The following is a 17,541-nucleotide window of genomic DNA, read 5'->3' on the forward strand; positions in this document are numbered from 1 at the left end:
CATGTTTCTAGACACCTTGATCCGCCGCAACCCGGCCTTCATCGAAGCGGCGATGGCCCTTCACCAAAAGGGCGAGATCCCGGCCAATGCCTATGTGCTCGATCTTGACGCGGTAGAAGACAATGCCCGGCTCTTTCAGAACGAAGCGGCTAAGCATGGCCTGAAAACCTTCGCCATGACCAAACAGGTGGGTCGGCACTCCGGTTTCTGTCAGGCGGTCCAGAAAGGCGGCATCGACCGGTCGGTCGCCGTCGACATGGCCTGTGCGCTGGCCTGCGACCGGGCCGGTCTGAAGACAGGTCATCTCGGCCATCTGGTCCAGATCCCGCGCCGGGAAGCCGCCTTTGCAGCCGCAAAACTGCAACCGGACTACTGGACGGTCTTTTCCGATACCAAGGCTGCCGAAGCGGCAGGCGCAGCGCATGAAGCCGGGCGCGTCCAGAAACTCCTGGCCCGTATTCAGACCGAAGGCGACACTTTCTACCGCGGTCACGAGGGCGGCTTCGCGGCGGAAGAAATTGTCGAGGTGGCAGCAAGGCTGGACGCCCTCGACGGCGCAGCCTTTGCAGGTATCACCACCTTTCCGGCCCTGCTCTTTGACCTGGAGACCCGCAAGGTCAAACCGACCCCAAACCTTGCCACTCTGGGCCGGGCGGCCGATGCGCTGGCCAAATCCGGTCGGCCCGGCATCGAGATCAATGCTCCGGGCACCACGTCCTCTGCAGTTCTCGGCGCCCTGGCCGAAGCCGGTGCAACCCAATGCGAACCCGGCAACGGCCTTCATGGCACGACGCCTCTCCATGCGGTGGAAGACTTGCCGGAGAACCCGGCGGTGCTTTATCTTTCAGAAGTCTCGCACCACCATGGCGGCAAGGCCTATTGTTTTGGCGGCGGGCTGTACATCGATCCGGTCTTTCCAAAATACCAGGTTCAGGCCCTGGTTTCCGCCGAACCGACCGCCAGCCTGTCCGCGCTGCGTGACGTCGAGTTCCCGGACTATTCGGCTATCGACTATTACGCCATGATCGACGCGACGGGCCCTAAGCAGCCGGGACCCGGAGACACGGCTGTCTTCGGCTTTCGCGGTCAGGCCTTTGTCACCCGCGCACTTGTTGCCGGCATCTCCGGTATCAGCAGCGGAAATCCGGTCGTCACCACCATCGAGAACAGCTTTGGCGATCCCGTCAGCTGGCCGGGAGCGCTCCAGCAATGAACGTGTCAGATCCAGTCCTTTCCCTGACCAACATCCACAAGGCCTTTGGCGGTGTGGTTGCCATCCAGGACTTTTCGCTCGACCTCAGGGCCGGCGAGATCGTCGCGCTTGTCGGTGACAACGGCGCCGGCAAGTCCACGCTGGTGAAGATCATTTCGGGAGTCTACAAGCCGACCTCCGGCGCGATCCGACTGGACGGCGAGGAAGTCAGCTTTTCCGATGCAAGCTCCGCCCGCAGCCGCGGCATTGAAGTGGTCTATCAGGATCTGGCCCTGGCCGATCAGCAGCCGGTCTATATGAACATGTTTCTCGGGCGCGAACTCACCAAACCGCCCTTTGGCCTGCTCGACAAGAAGCGTATGCGCCGGGAGTGCCAACAGCTGGTCGATGAGCTGGATGTTCGCATTCCATCTGCTGGTTCCACCATCCGCGATCTCAGCGGTGGGCAGCGGCAAGGCATCGCGATTGCAAGAGCGACCCACTGGGCCTCCAAGCTGGTTCTCCTGGACGAGCCGACCGCAGCCCTGGGTGTCGCCGAAACCGCGAAGGTGGAAGAGCTTGTCGCGTCTCTGAAAAAGAAAAACCTCGCCATCCTGATCATCAGCCACTCGCTCGACCAGGTCTTCCGCCTCTCCGATCGCATTTGCGTGCTGCGCCGCGGCCAACAGATTGGCATTCGCGAAACGGCCGAAACCGACAAGAACGAGATCGTCTCCATGATTACCGGCGTTGCGGACCGAACCACAGATCCCGGCAAAAGTGCGGGCACCTCCGCCAGATCAGCAACGGCCGGGCTTTAGAACGGGATGGTGACGTTCAGAGTAAGGCCATAGGACCGGAAATCATCCGTGCCGATGCCGTCGAAATACCCCTCACCCGATATACGAATTCCGCGGCCGGGCATCAGCAGCCCGGCTCCGGCTTCAAGCCGGGCCCGCAGATCTTCGTCAGAGGACGCCAGCGTGGCATCGGTCGGCGTATCGTCCTGCAGCTTGTTGAAATCATAGATACCTGACAGGGACAGGAACGGCGAGAACAGGATGTCGTTCAACTGCAGATCCCAGGAAACCTTGGGCCCGAATTCAATTCGGCCGAGGTCGAAATCCTGTGAGGGGATCAGGCGGCCGAGCGTATCGGTATAGCTCTCCTGTTCTTCAAAATAGTAGGTGATGCGGGTAAACGGGCTGATGCGTGTCGTCTCATTCAGCTTGAAGTTACCGGTCAGACCACCTTGCAAGAGGAACCGCTGGGTTCGGAAGTCGTCTTCAAACAGGCCCAGCGCATTGACGGTGTTGTAGGATTGTCCGTAGGTGAAGAGCCCGTCGATATAGAAATTCTGGTGCACCCGCAGCACACCATAGGGTCCCGCCATCCAACCGACACCATTGGCAGACGTATTTGCCGACCCGTTGGTCTCCTCGGTGATATCGAGCTGTCCCATCAGGCCGAAGGCGGCCCGGTCCTTGTAGCGATAGTCGACGCCGGCAAAGAGAAGCCCGGTGTGACTTTTGCTGTTTTTGTTGTCGGTGATCGCGAAGGTGCCCTGTGCCCAGAAATCCCAGCCAGACGAGTGCTCGGCTGTTTGCGCTTCTCCGGCAGGCGCCGCGCCATTGGTCCCGCTCAGAATTGCAAGCGTATCCTCTTCAGCCAATCCAGGGGAGACCGCCGTGTAGCTCATGGTCCCAGACGATGTGAAACTGTCGAAGGCTGCGTAGCGATCCTGCTGCCGGCTTCCCGGCCGGTATCCAGGATCGTTCGCGGGCCCTCCCGACGCGCCGCCGGACCCGTTGCGCAGCGCATTCAGGAAAGCCCTGTAGGAGAACTGGAAGTCCCCGGACTGGCTAGAGGGGGTCACATTGAAATTGAAGCCGTTTTGTCCACTTTGCCGGCCGAAAGGTCCATTGGTCAGGCGCGAGACAATATCCGGCTGGCCGGACACGATTGCATTGGCGCGATTGATAACGAAAGACGCAATCACTTCCTTGGTCTTCTGGATATCGGCCTCTGAGTCCCGTTCATTGGTGAGCGAAAACGAAACGCTGGTCAGGCCCGACGCGCTGGCCGTTACGGAATAGGCCTTGAGCGCTCCGCCGTCAAAGCTGGAAGCCGTGGAATTCGCCGTCATCGCCGAACTGGTCGCCGTTCCATCTGCCGCCGTTGTCACTGTTTCCGTGTTCGTCCCCGTATTGGCAAAGGTCAGCGACGCTCCGGTCGCCGGCGCTGTGAAAGTGACACTGACCCCGGCGACCCCGTTGTTGCCGGTATCCGTGACAGTGGCGACGAGGACAGAGTCGAATTGAGTATTGATCTCGGTCGATTGATCGGACCCGGAGGTCACCGCAAGTCCTGCAACGTTGCTGCCGGCTGTGCCGCTGACGGTGACATTAAACGGATTCTCGTCCGCATCATTGTTGGCGAAACTGAAATCGAACCCGAAGGTCCCACCGCCGGCCGGGGTATAGCTGACCTGCAACGTTGCTGTGCCGCCACCGCTGGCGACCGTATTGGAGCTGAGCGAAAAGCTGTTCACCGTCACATTGGTCGTGCTGCTGACATTTGCGCCGACCGTCGGTGTCGTCACGCTGAGCGCGCTCGAACCCGAGTTGGTGATCGTATAGGTGATTGTCGCGGAAGTGCCGGCGGTGGCGGTACCGGACACTGTGTCGGTGCCGCCATCGGTGACCGCACCGCTCTCGGAAGAGGACACGACGATTTCCGCTGCGCCCGCCGCAGTCCCGCTCACCAACAGGTCATAATTACCCTCATCCGCGTCGTCGCTGACGATGTCGATTTCGAAGGAAAAGGCGCCTGCGGCAGTCGGCGTGTACTGAACCGTAAAGGTTGTTGTCGCCCCGCCTGCCAGTGAGCTTGACCCGGGCGCTGAAATGGAATCCACGCTGACATTGCTGGGCGAAGCGCTGGTGGGCGTTCCGGTCAGGGTAAGTGTCGCAGAGCCGGTATTCTCAATGGTATAGGTCAGCGTCTGCTGAACCCCGAAAGTCACGCTGCCCTGACTGTCCGTGCCACCGTCTGCAATCGAGCTGGCAGCGGGACGCTGCACATCGATTTCAGGAGAGGCAACGGTCAGAGTGTCGGACGACGTACCCGAATTGCCCAGGCTGGATGTCAGGTCTCCGGTCGTGTTGACAAAGGCACCGTCGCTGGGCGCAGTCACGTCCACAGTCAACGTACAGGTCGCCCCGGCGCCGACCGTTCCACCTGAATAACTGATCACGCTTGAACCGCTTACCGCCGTCAATGTACCGCCGGTGCAGGTTGTGGAGCCGTTGGAAGGCGTTGCCACGTTGACACCCGCCGGAAGGTTGTCCGTAAAATCCAGAGATGTTGCGGCCGAGCCGTTGGCCGAGTTGTCGATCGTGAAGGTGACCGTTGACGTTCCGCCGGAAAGAATGGTGCTTGGCGCGAAAGCTTGCGAGAACGTCGGAACAGCGGTCGCCGTTCCGCTGACAGTGAAATTGTATGGATTCTCATCGGCATCGTCGTTGACGAAAGACAGGTCGAATGAAAAGGCACCGGCGGCGGTCGGCGTATATTGCACCGTGAAGGTCTCGGTGCCGCCGCTCGGCGACACGGTCGTACTGGACGGCGCACCGATCGAGTTGACCGTCACATTCGAAGGGCTGGAAGAAGTAGCCGTGGCAATCGTCAGATCGTCCGTGCCGGAATTGGTCACCGTAAACGTCAGCGTCAGCGCGGTTCCTGAAACCTGCGTCCCTTGAGCAAGCGTTCCGCCGTCTGCGACCGCCCCTTGGCCCTGGCCTGTTTCGGAAACCGATATCTCAGGGGCGCCCGTCGCCGTTCCGCTGACGGTAAAATTATACGGATTCTCGTCGCTGTCATCATTCACGAAGGACAGGTCAAAGGAAAAGGCACCGGCAATGGTCGGCGTATACTGAACCGTGAAGGTCTCGGTGCCGCCGCCGGACGACACGGTTGTGCTGGACGGCGCACCGATGGAGTTGACCGTCACGTTGGAAGGGCTGGAAGACGTCGCCGTTGCAATCGTCAGGTCCCCGGTCCCTGAATTGGTCACGGTGAATGTCAGGGTCAGAGCGGAACCGGCCGCCTGACTGCCCTGCGCCAGCGTGCCGCCATCGGCGACCGCGCCCTGCCCCTGACCTGTTTCGGAAACCGATATTTCAGGTGCTCCGGTCGCCGTTCCGCTCACGGTAAAATTATAGGGGTTCTCGTCGCTGTCATCGTTCACGAACGACAGGTCGAAGGAAAAGGCACCCGCAACAGTCGGCGTATACTGAACCGTGAAGGTCTCGGTGCCGCCGCTTGGCGACACGGTTGTGCTGGACGGTGCACCAATGGAGTTGACAGTCACGTTGGAAGGGCTGGAAGACGTCGCCGTTGCGATGGTCAGGTCGTCCGTGCCCGAGTTGGTCACGGTAAAGGTCAGGGTCAGAGCGGAACCGGCCGCCTGACTGCCCTGCGCCAGCGTGCCGCCATCGGCGACCGCCCCCTGCCCCTGACCTGTTTCGGAAACCGATATCTCGGGGGCGCCCGTCGCCGTTCCGCTGACGGTGAAATTATACGGGTTCTCGTCGCTGTCATCGTTCACGAACGACAGGTCGAAGGAAAAGGCGCCGGCAATGGTCGGCGTATATTGCACCGTGAAGGTCTCGGTGCCGCCGCTCGGCGACACGGTCGTACTGGACGGCGCACCAATGGAGTTGACCGTCACATTCGAAGGGCTGGAAGACGTTGCCGTGGCAATCGTCAGATCGTCCGTGCCGGAATTGGTCACCGTAAACGTCAGGGTCAGCGCTGAACCGGCCGCCTGACTGCCCTGCGCCAGCGTTCCACCGTCTGCGACCGCGCCTTGGCCCTGGCCTGTTTCGGAAACCGATATCTCGGGGGCGCCCGTCGCCGTTCCGCTCACGGTGAAATTATACGGGTTCTCGTCGCTGTCATCGTTCACGAAGGACAGGTCAAAGGAAAAGGCACCGGCAATGGTCGGCGTATACTGAACCGTGAAGGTCTCGGTGCCACCGCCGGACGAAACGGTTGTGCTGGACGGCGCACCTATGGAGTTGACCGTCACGTTGGAAGGGCTGGAAGACGTCGCCGTTGCAATCGTCAGGTCCCCGGTCCCTGAATTGGTCACGGTGAATGTCAGGGTCAGAGCGGAACCGGCCGCCTGACTGCCCTGCGCCAGCGTGCCGCCATCGGCCACCGCGCCCTGACCCTGCCCGGTTTCGGCAACCGATATCTCGGGCGCGCCCGTCGCCGTTCCGCTGACGGTGAAATTATACGGGTTCTCGTCGCTGTCATCGTTCACGAACGACAGGTCGAAGGAAAAGGCCCCGGCGGCAGTCGGCGTATATTGAACCGTGAATGTCTCGGTTCCGCCGCCGGACGAGACGGTCGTGTCAGACGGTGCACCAATGGAATTGACCGTCACATTGGAAGGGCTGGAAGACGTCGCCGTCGCGATGGTCAGGTCGGCGTCGCCGGAATTGGTTACCGTGAAGGTGAGCGTTAAAGCGGAGCCAGCCGTCTGAGACCCTTGCGCTAGGGTACCGCCATCGGCCACGGCGCCCTGGCCCTGGCCGGTTTCAGACACGGAGATTTCTGGTGCTGTCGGTCCCGCCGTGACGGTTGAAAAGGTAATATCAGTGTCACCCGCCCCGGCGGCGTTCGTCATGGAGAAGCTGAAGGCGTCGGCATCGTCTTCGGTTCCGCTCACGCTTATGGTGCAGCCCGCTGTAGGATCACAGCCGACAAAAGCGGTTGCGCCATTGCCGTAGGCACCATTCCCTGAGGTGCCGCCGGAAACGGTGGCGCTGGTAATGTTCTGGAAGAAGATAATGACCTCGGGCGTTCCCTGGTCCAGGTCATTCGCGATAACGATATCGTGCGTTCCGGCACCGCCAAAATCGTCCGGTGTGGCACAGGTTAAACCGTCGAGATCAATGCCGGCCGTGTCCGTCCCGGTCGCGGGAAGCGTGAATCCGCAGCTGATTGTGGCAGCGTCCGCGGAATTCGGCGCCACAAGCAGGGACAGCGCCGAAAAAAATGCGAGCACAACCAGTACGAAAACTCTCACCTTCCCAAGCCCCCCCAATGGTCCCCTAGAATTCCCAGTCAAAACGCAGGACCACACGCAATTGAAAGTACCAAGGGTGCTCACCCCGACTTCCAGTCAAACGGCATCCGGCCGGATCACATCCACAATCAATAAATGCAAATTTCGACCTAAAGATTCACAAATAAAAATTGCTATTAAAAGTTTATATTTGAGTTTGAGTATTCCGCAAGGACAACCGAAGGTCGTTTCGATGATTGTGAACCAATTCACCCATCAGTTGCATATTTGCAACTAACGGGCGTGTAGGGTAAAAAATTTTCAGAATTGGATGTTTTATCTGGATTTTGTCAACGCATTCCGTAAATGCTTGAATCTTAAATCAAAATCATAAGACAAATTAGGCGTACAAATGATCAATTTAGATTTTGCCTAATCTTTGTTTTGCTTATTAAAACAGAATCAAAATTGAAACACCACGCCTGAAAAAAGAAATACGCAAGCATTCGGACATTCAACGAAATTGCACAACGCCTCTCTGAATTTTTGCTTGTTATGTGAAATACATCTAGGTAAGGTTGTGTAAAATTTGAAATAGTCGCTTGGAATTCGTTGCGTGGGTCATCGCATCTTCAATCCGCACAACACTTGATTGCAGTTCTGCATTGACAGGGGGAGAACCATGTCAGAGCCTTTTCTTGCCGAAATTCGAATAGTTGGTTTCAACTTCGCTCCGCGCGGTTGGGCATTCACCGACGGGCAAATCCTGCCCATCAATCAGAACCAGTCTCTCTATTCTCTCCTCGGCACCACCTATGGCGGAGACGGAAGGACTTCCTTTGCTTTACCGGACCTGCGCAGCCGAACCCCGATCCATCGAAGCGACGGACACACGCTCGGACAGAAGAGCGGTGCTGAAACTGTGACCTTGACCGCCGCGGAAATTGCCGCCCATACGCATGCGGCAGTGGCGGTGTCACAACCCGGGGACCAGAGAAGTCCGCAAAACCACTATCTGGCGTCCGATGATGCCTATCGCTCCCCGGAGGCCGCGAACGACCGCGCGCTTCGAAGCGGCACTGTCACAAATGCGGGCGGAGGGCAGGCCCATAACAACATGCAGCCCTATCTCACCCTTTCCTTTTGCATCGCCCTCCAGGGGCTCTTCCCGTCGCGGAACTGAGGAGGCCATAAGATGTCTGAACCCTTTGTGGGCGAAATCCGTATGTTCGCCGGGAATTTCGCACCGCGCGGCTGGGCCTTCTGTGATGGCCAGCTGCTTGCGGTCTCGCAGAACGATGCCCTGTTTTCGCTCCTGGGCACCATTTACGGCGGCGATGGCCGCACGACTTTCGGCTTGCCTGACTTGCGCGGGCGCATTCCCCTTCATCAGGGCACCGGCCCCGGACTGAGCCCTCGAAGGCTCGGCAGCAAGGGCGGCGCGGAAAATGTCACTCTGACCACAAATCAGCTGGCCAGCCATACGCACGACTTCAACGCCAATGTCGCGCCCGCGACCGTCGCAACCCCGCAGGGCCACCTATTGGCGCAAACCGCAGCCCTCAGCATTTACCGCGCAGAAGCGCAAACCGTGAGCATGGCGTCCGGGTCGATCCAAAACACCGGCGGGTCCGGGCCGCACACCAATCTTATGCCGACACTCTGCATCAACTTCATCATCGCGCTCTTCGGCATTTATCCAAGCAGGCACTAGGAGGCGGAAATGTCAGAACCCTTTATCGCTGAAATCCGCATTTTCGCTGGAAACTTCGCGCCGCGCAGCTGGGCTTTTTGTGATGGTCAGCTGCTGCCGATTGCACAGAACACGGCGCTGTTTTCCCTGATCGGAACGACCTATGGCGGCGACGGGCGCTCAACAACGGCCTTGCCGAACCTTCAAGGCCGGGCACCGATGCACCCGGGCCGAGGCCCCGGCCTGACCGCCCGCCGCCTGGGCGAAAGGGTTGGCACGGAGACCGTCACGCTGAGCGAGGCTCAGATCCCCTCGCATTCGCACACTTTGCGCGCGACGTCGGGTCGAGGGAACACAACGACCCCGTCCAATCAAACCTCGATTGCGGCAACCTTTCCGCAGGTCTTTTATTCAGATTCATCCGCGAACCATGTGGATCTAGCCAGCGAGGCCATGTCGACAACAGGCGGCGGTCAGGCCCACACCAATCTTCAGCCCTTTCTGACGCTGAATTTCATCATCGCGCTTCAGGGGCTTTACCCGTCCCGCAGCTAGCCACAGCAGGCCGGGCCTATCCAAAGCCTGAACAGGCCGACTCAAGATCAGCCAAAGGAATTGCACCATGTCAGTCGAAGATGCTGCACCTGAGGAATTTGAAGGCAACGTCACCACATCACCCAGCTATTTCCGGATTTTCTTCGCTGCGACCACACCCGGCGGGGTACTGGAATACAAGGATCAGACCCAGGAAAACGGCGGCTTTGCTGCCGATTTCACGCAACTGACCCAAGAAAGTTTCAAACCGGCGCCTCTCAATACCTCCATTACCCAGGACGGTTATGTCTCGGTGATGGCGGCAGACGCCTCGTCAGGCGATTTGATCTACATTCGCGAAAGCAAGAACGAAGATGCCCCTGAACGCTTCGCCGAACCGGTCAATCTCGGCAAACCGGACGGCGTGCCAGATTTTCTGGATACGGTTCTCACCATCGGATTGACCGGCCGCCAGAATGTCTTTGTCACCAGTTCCGCGGCCGGAAATGCCATCTGGTGGAAGTACCAGAATGCCAACACCGTCAAGGAAGAAACCTTTACCGTTGTTCCACCGGGGACCGACACGCCGGTGGAAATCACCGTTCCCGTTGAAATCCCGCCTGCCCAGCCCTGGTCCGACTGGCAACAACTGCCAGGTGGTCTGTGCAGTCTCACGGCCACCCAGAATGCCGACGGCCGCATCCTGCTGGCCGGCATCAACGCGGCAAGCGTTCCCTATATGAACCTTCAGTCGAGCGATCACCCGTTTCTGCCGGAAGGCTGGGAGGGCTGGAAGGACATCAGCGGCGGTCTCGACGGTTTCGAGCAGTTGATCTGCGGTATTGACGGCAATGCCCTCGTGCACATCTTTGCCCGCATCGGCAACAAGATCTACATGATGGTCCAGGATGAGGTGAGCTCCAGCACCTTCTCCCCATGGGCGCTGTTTGCCTCGTTCAACGAACCGGTCCAGACCATGACGCTCGCGACCTCTTCGAATGATGGCCTGTATGTCGCAGCCCAGGTCGGTTCCGGTCCGAACAGCCCGGTATATGCGAAGTACCAGACAGGTGGCGCCGACGACAACTGGTCGGCCCCGCAGATCATTGCCCATGTCGCCAATGACAGCGCCCTCCTGCTCCAGCCCAATGCGGACACGCGCCTCAGCCTGTTTGCCCTGGAAACAAGCACCGGTAACGCGTCGGTTCTGACGCAACAGAGCCTTGCTCATTGGTCCGCAACCTGGACGCCTCTCGGAGGGCCCTTGTCCGCAATGGCCGTGACTCAGGACGTGACACCCAATCCGGCATGAGCGACCTTGAAATGGCGGACTGGCCGCTTTCCCATGGCAAGGCTCCTTTGCCACCGCGCCCGCGTGCGGTGGCTTTGAATATTGACTACCGCAATGTCAGTGCAGACGACTTTCCATTCCTGCTGAAGCTGTATCGGTCAACCCGCGAACCGGAACTGGCCCAGACACCGTGGACAGAAACCGAAAAACAAGCCTTCATCGCAATGCAGTTCGAAGCGCAGCATCGGCACTATCAGACCCATTACCCGGATGCGTTGTGGCTGATCATCGAGAAGCAGGGACAAGCGATCGGCAGGCTCTATCTGGAGCGCTGGAACAGCGAACACCGGATCATTGACATCGCACTCTCGCCCGAACACCGCGCAAAAGGCCTTGGCCGAGCCATTCTGGAGGATCTGATCGACGAGGCATCAGCTGCCGGAAAAGCACTCGGTATTCATGTCGAAAAGCAGAACCCGGCGATGCGCCTTTACCTTCGCCTCGGTTTTGAAAAACGGGAGGACAAGGGGGTTTATGATTTGCTGGCCCACCCGTGCGAAGCCGCAACAGCCGGCTCCGCAACCTGAGCAGCTGTGCAGTCAGGTAAAGACAGCCTCGTACTGAATGCCGACGTCCTTTTCGGCCACAGGCACAAGGAAGACCTCCTGTTCGCCAAAGTCCGGCTGATACAAAGTGTAGATGGATTGCTCCAGCACCGGTTCCACCGGGCCCTGCCAAAGCACGGAAAAGGCTCCCCCGTCTCGCTCCCCAGACCCCATGGCCTTGACTTCCAAAAGCGACAATTGCAGCTTCGTTGGCGTCGACCTTACCTCGAACGCAGCGTCCACCAGTTTTTCAAAGTCCTGGATCGTCAGCGTCCTCAGGTCCGTCATTTGATACTCTCCTCCGCCAGCGGGTAACCGCAGCAACAATTGAAATCGTCATAAGTTGTAGAACAGGACAAGCTCAACCTCAAAAGACTTTTTGCCGGAATGGTCCAAACAAGGATGACACGCAGAATCACGTCGGCGCGCCAGTTAATGGACAGGACCTCTGTCTCCCGCTCACACGACTGGTCAACCGGGACTTTTCCCGCGCCTCGGTCCTGTGAGAGCCGGCCCGCAACCGCTTAACTGATTGGACGGCTGCAATGATAACTTTTTTGTTCGCAATGATTGGATCGACACCGATTGAATGGATAGCGGTCGCCTGTGGCATTATGAACGTCATTCTGATCATTCGGAGATCGATCTGGAACTACCCATTCGGTTTCGTCATGGTGTCCCTCTATTTCTTCATTTTCTGGGACTACCGCCTCTATAGCGATGCTCTGCTGCAAATCTACTTTTTCGCCATCCAGATCTACGGTCTCTGGTACTGGTTGAAAGGACGGGCAGATGATGGATTGATTGTGGTCGCGCCCCTTGCACCACGGCTCTTCTTGTCCTACCTGGCCGGCACAGCAGTAGCCTGGCTGGTGATCGGTTGGCTGATGGCCCGTTACACCGATGCAGCCGCGCCGTTCTGGGACGCTGCGGTCGCAGCTTTTTCGGTCACCGCCCAATTCCTCCTGTCCAGGCGCCATCTGGAAAGCTGGTATCTTTGGATCACAGTCGATGTGCTTGCCATCGGCTTGTTCTATTCTCGGGATCTTGCCCCAACCGCCGCGCTTTATTGCATTTTCCTCGTGCTCGCCATTTGCGGCCTTTTGCAATGGCGACGTGCGCCGAGCGAAGAAAGACAGGCATGAAACGCGGTTTTATGCTCGGCAAATTCATGCCCCCCCATAACGGCCACCTCTTCGTCTGCGATGTCGCCTTGCGGCATGTCGATCAGCTCACCGTGCTTGTTTGCAGCAACGACGCTGAACCGATCGACGGATGTTTGCGGGCGGATTGGATGGGCAGATGCCTTAACCGCCCCGGTGTCCGGGTCGTACATATGCACCGCGATATCCCGCAGGAGCCGAAGGATCATCCGAATTTCTGGGCAATCTGGCAGGCCGCCTGCAGGGAACATCACCCGGAACCAATCGATTGGGTGTTCGGCTCTGAACCCTACATTGTCCAGCTCGCCGACGTGCTCGCAGCAAAACCTTTCCAGGTCGACCCGGACAGAAGCATTGTGCCCGTCTCAGCCACGCAGATCCGTCACGCTGCGCATCGGCACTGGAAGCATGTCCCGGGCCCAGTCCGGACCTATTACCAAAAGCGCATCACATTGCTCGGACCAGAAAGCAGCGGCAAAACGACCTTGAGCGACAGCCTGGCCAAGCAATTCGGAACTCTTGCCATACCCGAATACGGCCGGGCGTATGACGCTATCTTTCGGCAAGGCAGCGGATGGACGGAAGCGGATTTTCTGAACATTGCGAACGGCCATCTGGCATTTGCAGATGCGATCGCGGAACGTGCCGGTCCGCTTGTCTTCGAGGACACCGACCTCCTTCAGACAGTCGTTTGGGCCGAAGCCCTCTTGGGCGGCGTTCCGGAGCCCGTTGCGAACCTTCTGAAGACGCGTGCTTCAAGACAGCATTACCTGCTGCTTGGACCTGAAATGGGTTGGGTGGATGACGGCACACGTTACCACGTTGGTCACGATCAACGGCTCTGGTTCCTTAACCGCCTCCGCCATTGGCTCCAAAAAGTCGGCGCTCACTGGACACCCGTAACTGCGGCAAACTGGCATGGTCGCACTCAAGAGGCGATCGCCGCAGTGGAGATTATCTGCGCCGGATCCAGACAGACTTAGGCCCGGACCGGCACAGTTATCGCACGCGACTTCAGGCTCGCAGTTTCTGCGCCAGTTTGCGCAAGACCGCCCGGTTCCGGCTGGTCACAGTTGTCCGCTTCCAACCATACTTGTCACATACATTGCTGAATTTGCCGCCCCCGGCTTTGCACATGACTTCAAACTGCAAGGCGCGGCGGGCATCAACGTCCTCAATCAGGGAGAACCATGTAATGGCTTCCTCGGCCTCGCTGATCACTCGGGGGGGAAACGTCCTGCGCCGCTTGCCGATTTTACGCCGGTATTCCGGCCAGGCTGCCAGGACCGCACGTGGCCCGTCCCCCTTGCCGGTGGCAGCTATCACTTCCACGGCTTCCACAAGCCGATCAAGGACCATTTTTGACGCATTACAGGCCATGAGCACCCCGCAATCCGCCAATGAGGGTCTGCTTTCCCTGTCCGTTCAGCCGGCGTCGGCGCGCCGGGGGCCGCAATCCTGTTCCTTGAGGTAGCCCTCTTCCCAAAGACCAAAATAATCGGCCTCTGGCGGATAGGGATTGTCTTGCCGCCCTTTTCCCTCCCGGAACGCCTCCACGCCCCGTTCGTAGGCATGAAGCTGCGCCTTGGTCAGGTAACCGTTCATCCTGCAAATCCTCAATCAATGAGTAAATCAAACGCCCGTCGCCAATCCCGGCACCCAGTCGACGCAATTTCTGCGCGCAGAAATCGAAAAACGCACCACAGCCAATGATTGACTCGCGTAGTGTAATCTCAAGAATTTGTCTGACAACTGCTTTCATGCAGCCCGCTCCAGAAAGGGTTGCTGCAACCGTTTGTCGAGCTCGTAAGACAAGAGCACGGACAGTGTCACAGTGGGTGCAGAAGGATTGATTTCCTTGGATTTTTCCAGGAGCGCCTGCAAATTGATCTTGTCGAACCGATCCAGGAAACCGCGCCGCTCGATCCAGCTGGGCTTGTTGAGAACCAACCAGGAGACAGCCGTGAAACACTGGGCTGACCAGTTGCCGCGATTCTCTGCGGTGTTGATCAGACCGAATACCAGCCGCAAATGTTCCGGCCCGTGCTTCTTCAGCAAAGTCAGACAGGTTCTTCGTGCTTTCGACTGATGACGACCTTCCACCCTGCGCGTGTGGGCAATGAAGTGCACACCGAACTCCGCAGCGATCCTGTCGACCAGACCACCTGATGCCATTACTCGGCCCCTCCCTTGTCGGTTCGCTTTTGATTGAGCGCAGCAAACAGTTTTTCCGCCTTTTCTCGCGGTGCGCTGAGTTTTTGATCCCGTTTTGTTCCAGCGGTTATTCGCTCGCCAGTCCTGCTTCGTTGCGACCGCGGTATGTCCGCTCTGCGCCCATGGCCCGCGCTGCCAGCCAGCTTCAATTGCCGCAGTTCCAGCGTCAACAAACGGTTGCGCGCTTTTTCGAGGGCAAAGTCGTCCTCCAGTCTGGAACCGGGTCGCTCCGCTCGAATCCTGCAGTGAGCGACCTTGGCTCTGGCTTCCTCGATTTCGTCCTTGACGCTTCTCACCACGCGCCCTCCCGGACCGATAATTTGCCCCCCCGAATTGTCCATCCTTGCCGACAGGACATCGGCCCTGTCGGTGAGATTTCATTACGTTCCATTGTCGCTCCCACGCTTCTACATTCGACATCGCCCAAACGTACGCATTTAGCGTATACATGTCAACATGGACTCCGTACAGATTTGATGATATAGCGTACGCGACATTCCTGCACAGGCGGAATTTTTTATGGACACGAACCAACATTCGGCGATCTCGGGCCACTTGGTGGAGCTGAAAGATCGCAGCGGCCTTTCAATCCGGGCGATCGCCCGGGCGATGGGCTACCAGAACGCCTCTTCGATCCAGAGATACTTCAGCCCGGACTACACCAAACCGGCCCTACCGGCTGATTTTGTTGCCAAGCTCCTGCCTGTCCTGGTCGGCAAAGGCGAAACGCCGATCAGCCGCGAGGAGGTTCTGGCGCTGGCCCCGACAAGCCTCACCGAACTGGAAGCCTCGCATGCACCAGCCCGTGCCGCCATAGCGCTTGACCTCAAGGGGCAGGTGGCCGCAGGCCTTTGGATGGAAGCTGGCCTTTTCGAAACGGATGCCGTGCGCAAGGCCACAATTTCGGGCGACCTGCGTTTCCCGAGCGAATGCCAATACCTGTTGGAAATCAACGGCGAAAGCTTGAACAGGATCGCACGAAACGGCGACCTGATCCTCTGCCTCGACTATTTGGATGCCGGCATTGAAATCAAGTCGGGCGACCTTGTGGTGGTCGAGCGCTCACGGGATGGCGGCCATACGGTCGAACGGACCGCAAAACGCATCATCCGCAGGAACAACGTCATAGAACTACAGCCGGAATCCGACGACCCCCGCTTTCAGGAGCCTGTGGTTTTCAACGAACATGACGAGGAAGCCACGGAAGTCCGCATCATTGCCAAGATCCTGAGTGTCATCCGACAAATCGACTAGCCACACAGGGCTTTTGAGGCACTCCTCAGCCAAAGGATGCCCCTGCCACCAGCCCCACAGATCGCCTGCCTCCGGCACAAACTTCTCCAATCCGCCCGCTCGACCAGAATGTGAACGTATTTGCATCCAATCCATTCTTCCTGACTTGAATTTATACGCAATATGCGTATATTCATATCTTGTATTGGGAGACTGTTTATGAGTTTGAACCTGGACCGCAGTTTTTTTTCGGTCATTTGCGACCTTGGAAGCTGCTTTTACGCGGCGGAGCATGACCTTGGTGACATGAGCCTCGCCCGGATCATTGAAGATGTACGGACTGGGCAACTGGAGCGCGTTCAGGCCGTGATGGAGTTCAACCCGGTTGAAGGCTGGTGCAACGACGTAACAGACCCCGTGCTGGCCGCCGCGTTTCCGGAAAGCGCCACGTCCTTGGATCCGGACTGGTCTGACTACCGGGACGAACGCATCGATGGTCGGCGTGCCGGCATCTCACTCAGGGCCGCGGCCTGAGGCTTGTCTCAGGTCCTGCGATACAAGGCCTATTGTCTGTGCGCACGCGGCGGCTGGCCGAATTCCAGTCGGTACGCCCGCGTCATCGCACTCGAATTGCGATAACCGCATCTCTCGGAAATCTCCGCAATGCTGAGCCGTGTCAGTTCGACAAGCCTCCGGGCTTCACGCAGCCGGATCGCCTTGTAGACACCGAGCGGCGTCATGCCGACCTCCTGGCGAAAATGGTCTTCCAGGCTTCTCTGGTCGATGTTCAGCCGGGCTGCCAGTTCGGCGATCGTAAGCGGCGTTTCCAGCGTTCTGCGCATGAGGGCCGCCGCGCTGCGCACCAGGCTGTCTGCCGTCAGCCGCAGGCGCGGATCCTGCCGCTCAAACGCGTCGCCATGCATGAAATTGGCGGAGACCTCGAGTGCAAACAGGGCACCATGTTGCTGTTTGATCAGCTCCAGTGTCAGCTCGAAAGTGGTCGACGCACCACCGCAGGTGCAGGTGTCCCTGCCGGCAACGACACGGTCCTCAACCACGTCCACCTCCGGGAAGGTTTCGGCAAAGAGAGACAGTTCGTCCCAGTGAATGGTCGCCTGGCGACCATCCAGCAGACCGGCCGAGGCCATCAGCCAGGCACCGGTATCCATGCCGACGAGGGTTGCAAAACGCCCCCTCGCCGCCCGCAGCACCCGTTGCATGCGGGCACCGGCATACTGCGTATAGTCATAGCTCGGCATCACGAAAAGGAAATCCCCGGTCGGCATGGCCTCTGCCCAGGACCGTGTGTCCACCGGCAGCCCGCTGGAAGAGGTGACGGTGCCTCCGTCCAGGCTGACATGCTCCCAAACATAGAGCTGCCGGCGGGCAATCGTGTTGGCAGCTCGGAAGGGCTCAACGGCATTGGCAAGGCAATAGACCGAGAACTTGTCGAACAGGAAAACGCAGATTTTTCGGGAAGCGGAAGATTTTTCCGAAATCTGCATGATTTTTCTCCAAAACGGCACACTGACGTTTCCCT

At 58.6% G+C, this 17,541-nt stretch carries 17 protein-coding genes; 11 read left to right on the plus strand and 6 right to left on the minus strand.

Annotation, left to right across the window (positions count from 1 at the left end; genetic code table 11):
- The first annotated feature begins 1 nt into the window (after position 1).
- Complete coding sequence (locus ACO6TG_RS06705) at positions 2-1,213, plus strand: alanine racemase (protein WP_422377461.1); 1,212 nt, start codon at positions 2-4, stop codon at positions 1,211-1,213.
- Positions 1,210-2,013, plus strand: a complete 804-nt coding sequence (locus ACO6TG_RS06710; RefSeq protein ID WP_422377462.1) for an ATP-binding cassette domain-containing protein — start codon at positions 1,210-1,212, stop codon at positions 2,011-2,013. The genes ACO6TG_RS06705 and ACO6TG_RS06710 overlap by 4 nt, the downstream gene beginning before the upstream one ends.
- Here ACO6TG_RS06710 and ACO6TG_RS06715 read toward each other — a convergent pair.
- Complete coding sequence (locus ACO6TG_RS06715) at positions 2,010-7,289, minus strand: choice-of-anchor D domain-containing protein (protein ID WP_422377463.1); 5,280 nt, start codon at positions 7,287-7,289, stop codon at positions 2,010-2,012. The two genes, ACO6TG_RS06710 and ACO6TG_RS06715, sit on opposite strands and share 4 nt — an antisense overlap.
- 661 nt (positions 7,290-7,950) lie before the next feature.
- Here ACO6TG_RS06715 and ACO6TG_RS06720 point away from each other — a divergent pair.
- From ACO6TG_RS06720 to ACO6TG_RS06740, 5 genes are all read left to right on the plus strand, one after another.
- Positions 7,951-8,451: a phage tail protein gene (locus tag ACO6TG_RS06720; RefSeq protein ID WP_422377464.1), complete on the plus strand. Its 501-nt coding sequence runs from the start codon at positions 7,951-7,953 to the stop codon at positions 8,449-8,451.
- A 12-nt stretch (positions 8,452-8,463) separates the two neighbouring features.
- The gene (locus ACO6TG_RS06725; RefSeq protein ID WP_422377465.1) at positions 8,464-8,982 is read left to right on the plus strand and encodes a phage tail protein; all 519 of its coding nucleotides are present in this window, start codon (positions 8,464-8,466) and stop codon (positions 8,980-8,982) included.
- A 9-nt stretch (positions 8,983-8,991) separates the two neighbouring features.
- Positions 8,992-9,516 (plus strand): phage tail protein, encoded by a 525-nt coding sequence (locus ACO6TG_RS06730; protein WP_422377466.1) that lies wholly within the window; start codon positions 8,992-8,994, stop codon positions 9,514-9,516.
- A 67-nt stretch (positions 9,517-9,583) separates the two neighbouring features.
- Positions 9,584-10,807, plus strand: a complete 1,224-nt coding sequence (locus tag ACO6TG_RS06735; protein ID WP_422377467.1) for a hypothetical protein — start codon at positions 9,584-9,586, stop codon at positions 10,805-10,807.
- A complete protein-coding gene (locus ACO6TG_RS06740; protein ID WP_422377468.1) occupies positions 10,804-11,373 on the plus strand; it encodes a GNAT family N-acetyltransferase in 570 nt (189 codons plus the stop codon). The genes ACO6TG_RS06735 and ACO6TG_RS06740 overlap by 4 nt, the downstream gene beginning before the upstream one ends.
- A 12-nt stretch (positions 11,374-11,385) precedes the next feature.
- On the opposite strand, the gene ACO6TG_RS06745 is transcribed toward ACO6TG_RS06740, so the two are convergent.
- Positions 11,386-11,679 carry a DUF6916 family protein gene (locus ACO6TG_RS06745; RefSeq protein ID WP_422377469.1) on the minus strand — a complete coding sequence of 98 codons (294 nt, stop codon included), beginning with the start codon at positions 11,677-11,679 and terminating at the stop codon, positions 11,386-11,388.
- A 257-nt stretch (positions 11,680-11,936) separates the two neighbouring features.
- Between ACO6TG_RS06745 and pnuC the strand changes: the two genes are divergently transcribed.
- Together pnuC and ACO6TG_RS06755 are read left to right on the plus strand one after the other, a co-directional pair.
- The gene (gene pnuC, locus ACO6TG_RS06750) at positions 11,937-12,536 is read left to right on the plus strand and encodes a nicotinamide riboside transporter PnuC (RefSeq protein ID WP_422377470.1); all 600 of its coding nucleotides are present in this window, start codon (positions 11,937-11,939) and stop codon (positions 12,534-12,536) included.
- The gene (locus ACO6TG_RS06755) at positions 12,533-13,537 is read left to right on the plus strand and encodes an AAA family ATPase (protein ID WP_422377471.1); all 1,005 of its coding nucleotides are present in this window, start codon (positions 12,533-12,535) and stop codon (positions 13,535-13,537) included. The genes pnuC and ACO6TG_RS06755 overlap by 4 nt, the downstream gene beginning before the upstream one ends.
- A 31-nt stretch (positions 13,538-13,568) precedes the next feature.
- Here the strand turns inward: ACO6TG_RS06755 and ACO6TG_RS06760 are convergent, their stop codons facing one another.
- The 3 genes from ACO6TG_RS06760 to ACO6TG_RS06770 all read right to left on the minus strand — a co-directional run bounded on the left by ACO6TG_RS06760 (position 13,569) and on the right by ACO6TG_RS06770 (position 14,729).
- Complete coding sequence (locus tag ACO6TG_RS06760; RefSeq protein ID WP_422377472.1) at positions 13,569-13,913, minus strand: DUF6362 family protein; 345 nt, start codon at positions 13,911-13,913, stop codon at positions 13,569-13,571.
- A gap of 66 nt (positions 13,914-13,979) precedes the next feature.
- Entirely contained in the window at positions 13,980-14,159 is a 180-nt protein-coding gene (locus tag ACO6TG_RS06765) for a hypothetical protein (RefSeq protein WP_422377473.1), read from the minus strand.
- A gap of 153 nt (positions 14,160-14,312) precedes the next feature.
- Positions 14,313-14,729 carry a hypothetical protein gene (locus ACO6TG_RS06770; RefSeq protein WP_422377474.1) on the minus strand — a complete coding sequence of 139 codons (417 nt, stop codon included), beginning with the start codon at positions 14,727-14,729 and terminating at the stop codon, positions 14,313-14,315.
- Positions 14,730-15,287: 558 nt separating this feature from the next.
- Between ACO6TG_RS06770 and ACO6TG_RS06775 the strand changes: the two genes are divergently transcribed.
- Positions 15,288-16,022: a LexA family protein gene (locus ACO6TG_RS06775; protein WP_422377475.1), complete on the plus strand. Its 735-nt coding sequence runs from the start codon at positions 15,288-15,290 to the stop codon at positions 16,020-16,022.
- Positions 16,023-16,220: 198 nt separating this feature from the next.
- On the plus strand, positions 16,221-16,535 hold the full coding sequence (locus ACO6TG_RS06780) for a hypothetical protein (protein ID WP_422377476.1): 315 nt from the start codon (positions 16,221-16,223) through the stop codon (positions 16,533-16,535).
- A 29-nt stretch (positions 16,536-16,564) separates the two neighbouring features.
- Here ACO6TG_RS06780 and ACO6TG_RS06785 read toward each other — a convergent pair whose 3' ends face one another.
- The gene (locus tag ACO6TG_RS06785; RefSeq protein ID WP_422377477.1) at positions 16,565-17,506 is read right to left on the minus strand and encodes a GlxA family transcriptional regulator; all 942 of its coding nucleotides are present in this window, start codon (positions 17,504-17,506) and stop codon (positions 16,565-16,567) included.
- Positions 17,507-17,541: the final 35 nt, after the last annotated feature.

Source organism: Roseibium sp., from assembly GCF_965233565.1.
In the GTDB taxonomy this organism is placed as follows: Bacteria; Pseudomonadota; Alphaproteobacteria; order Rhizobiales; family Stappiaceae; genus Roseibium.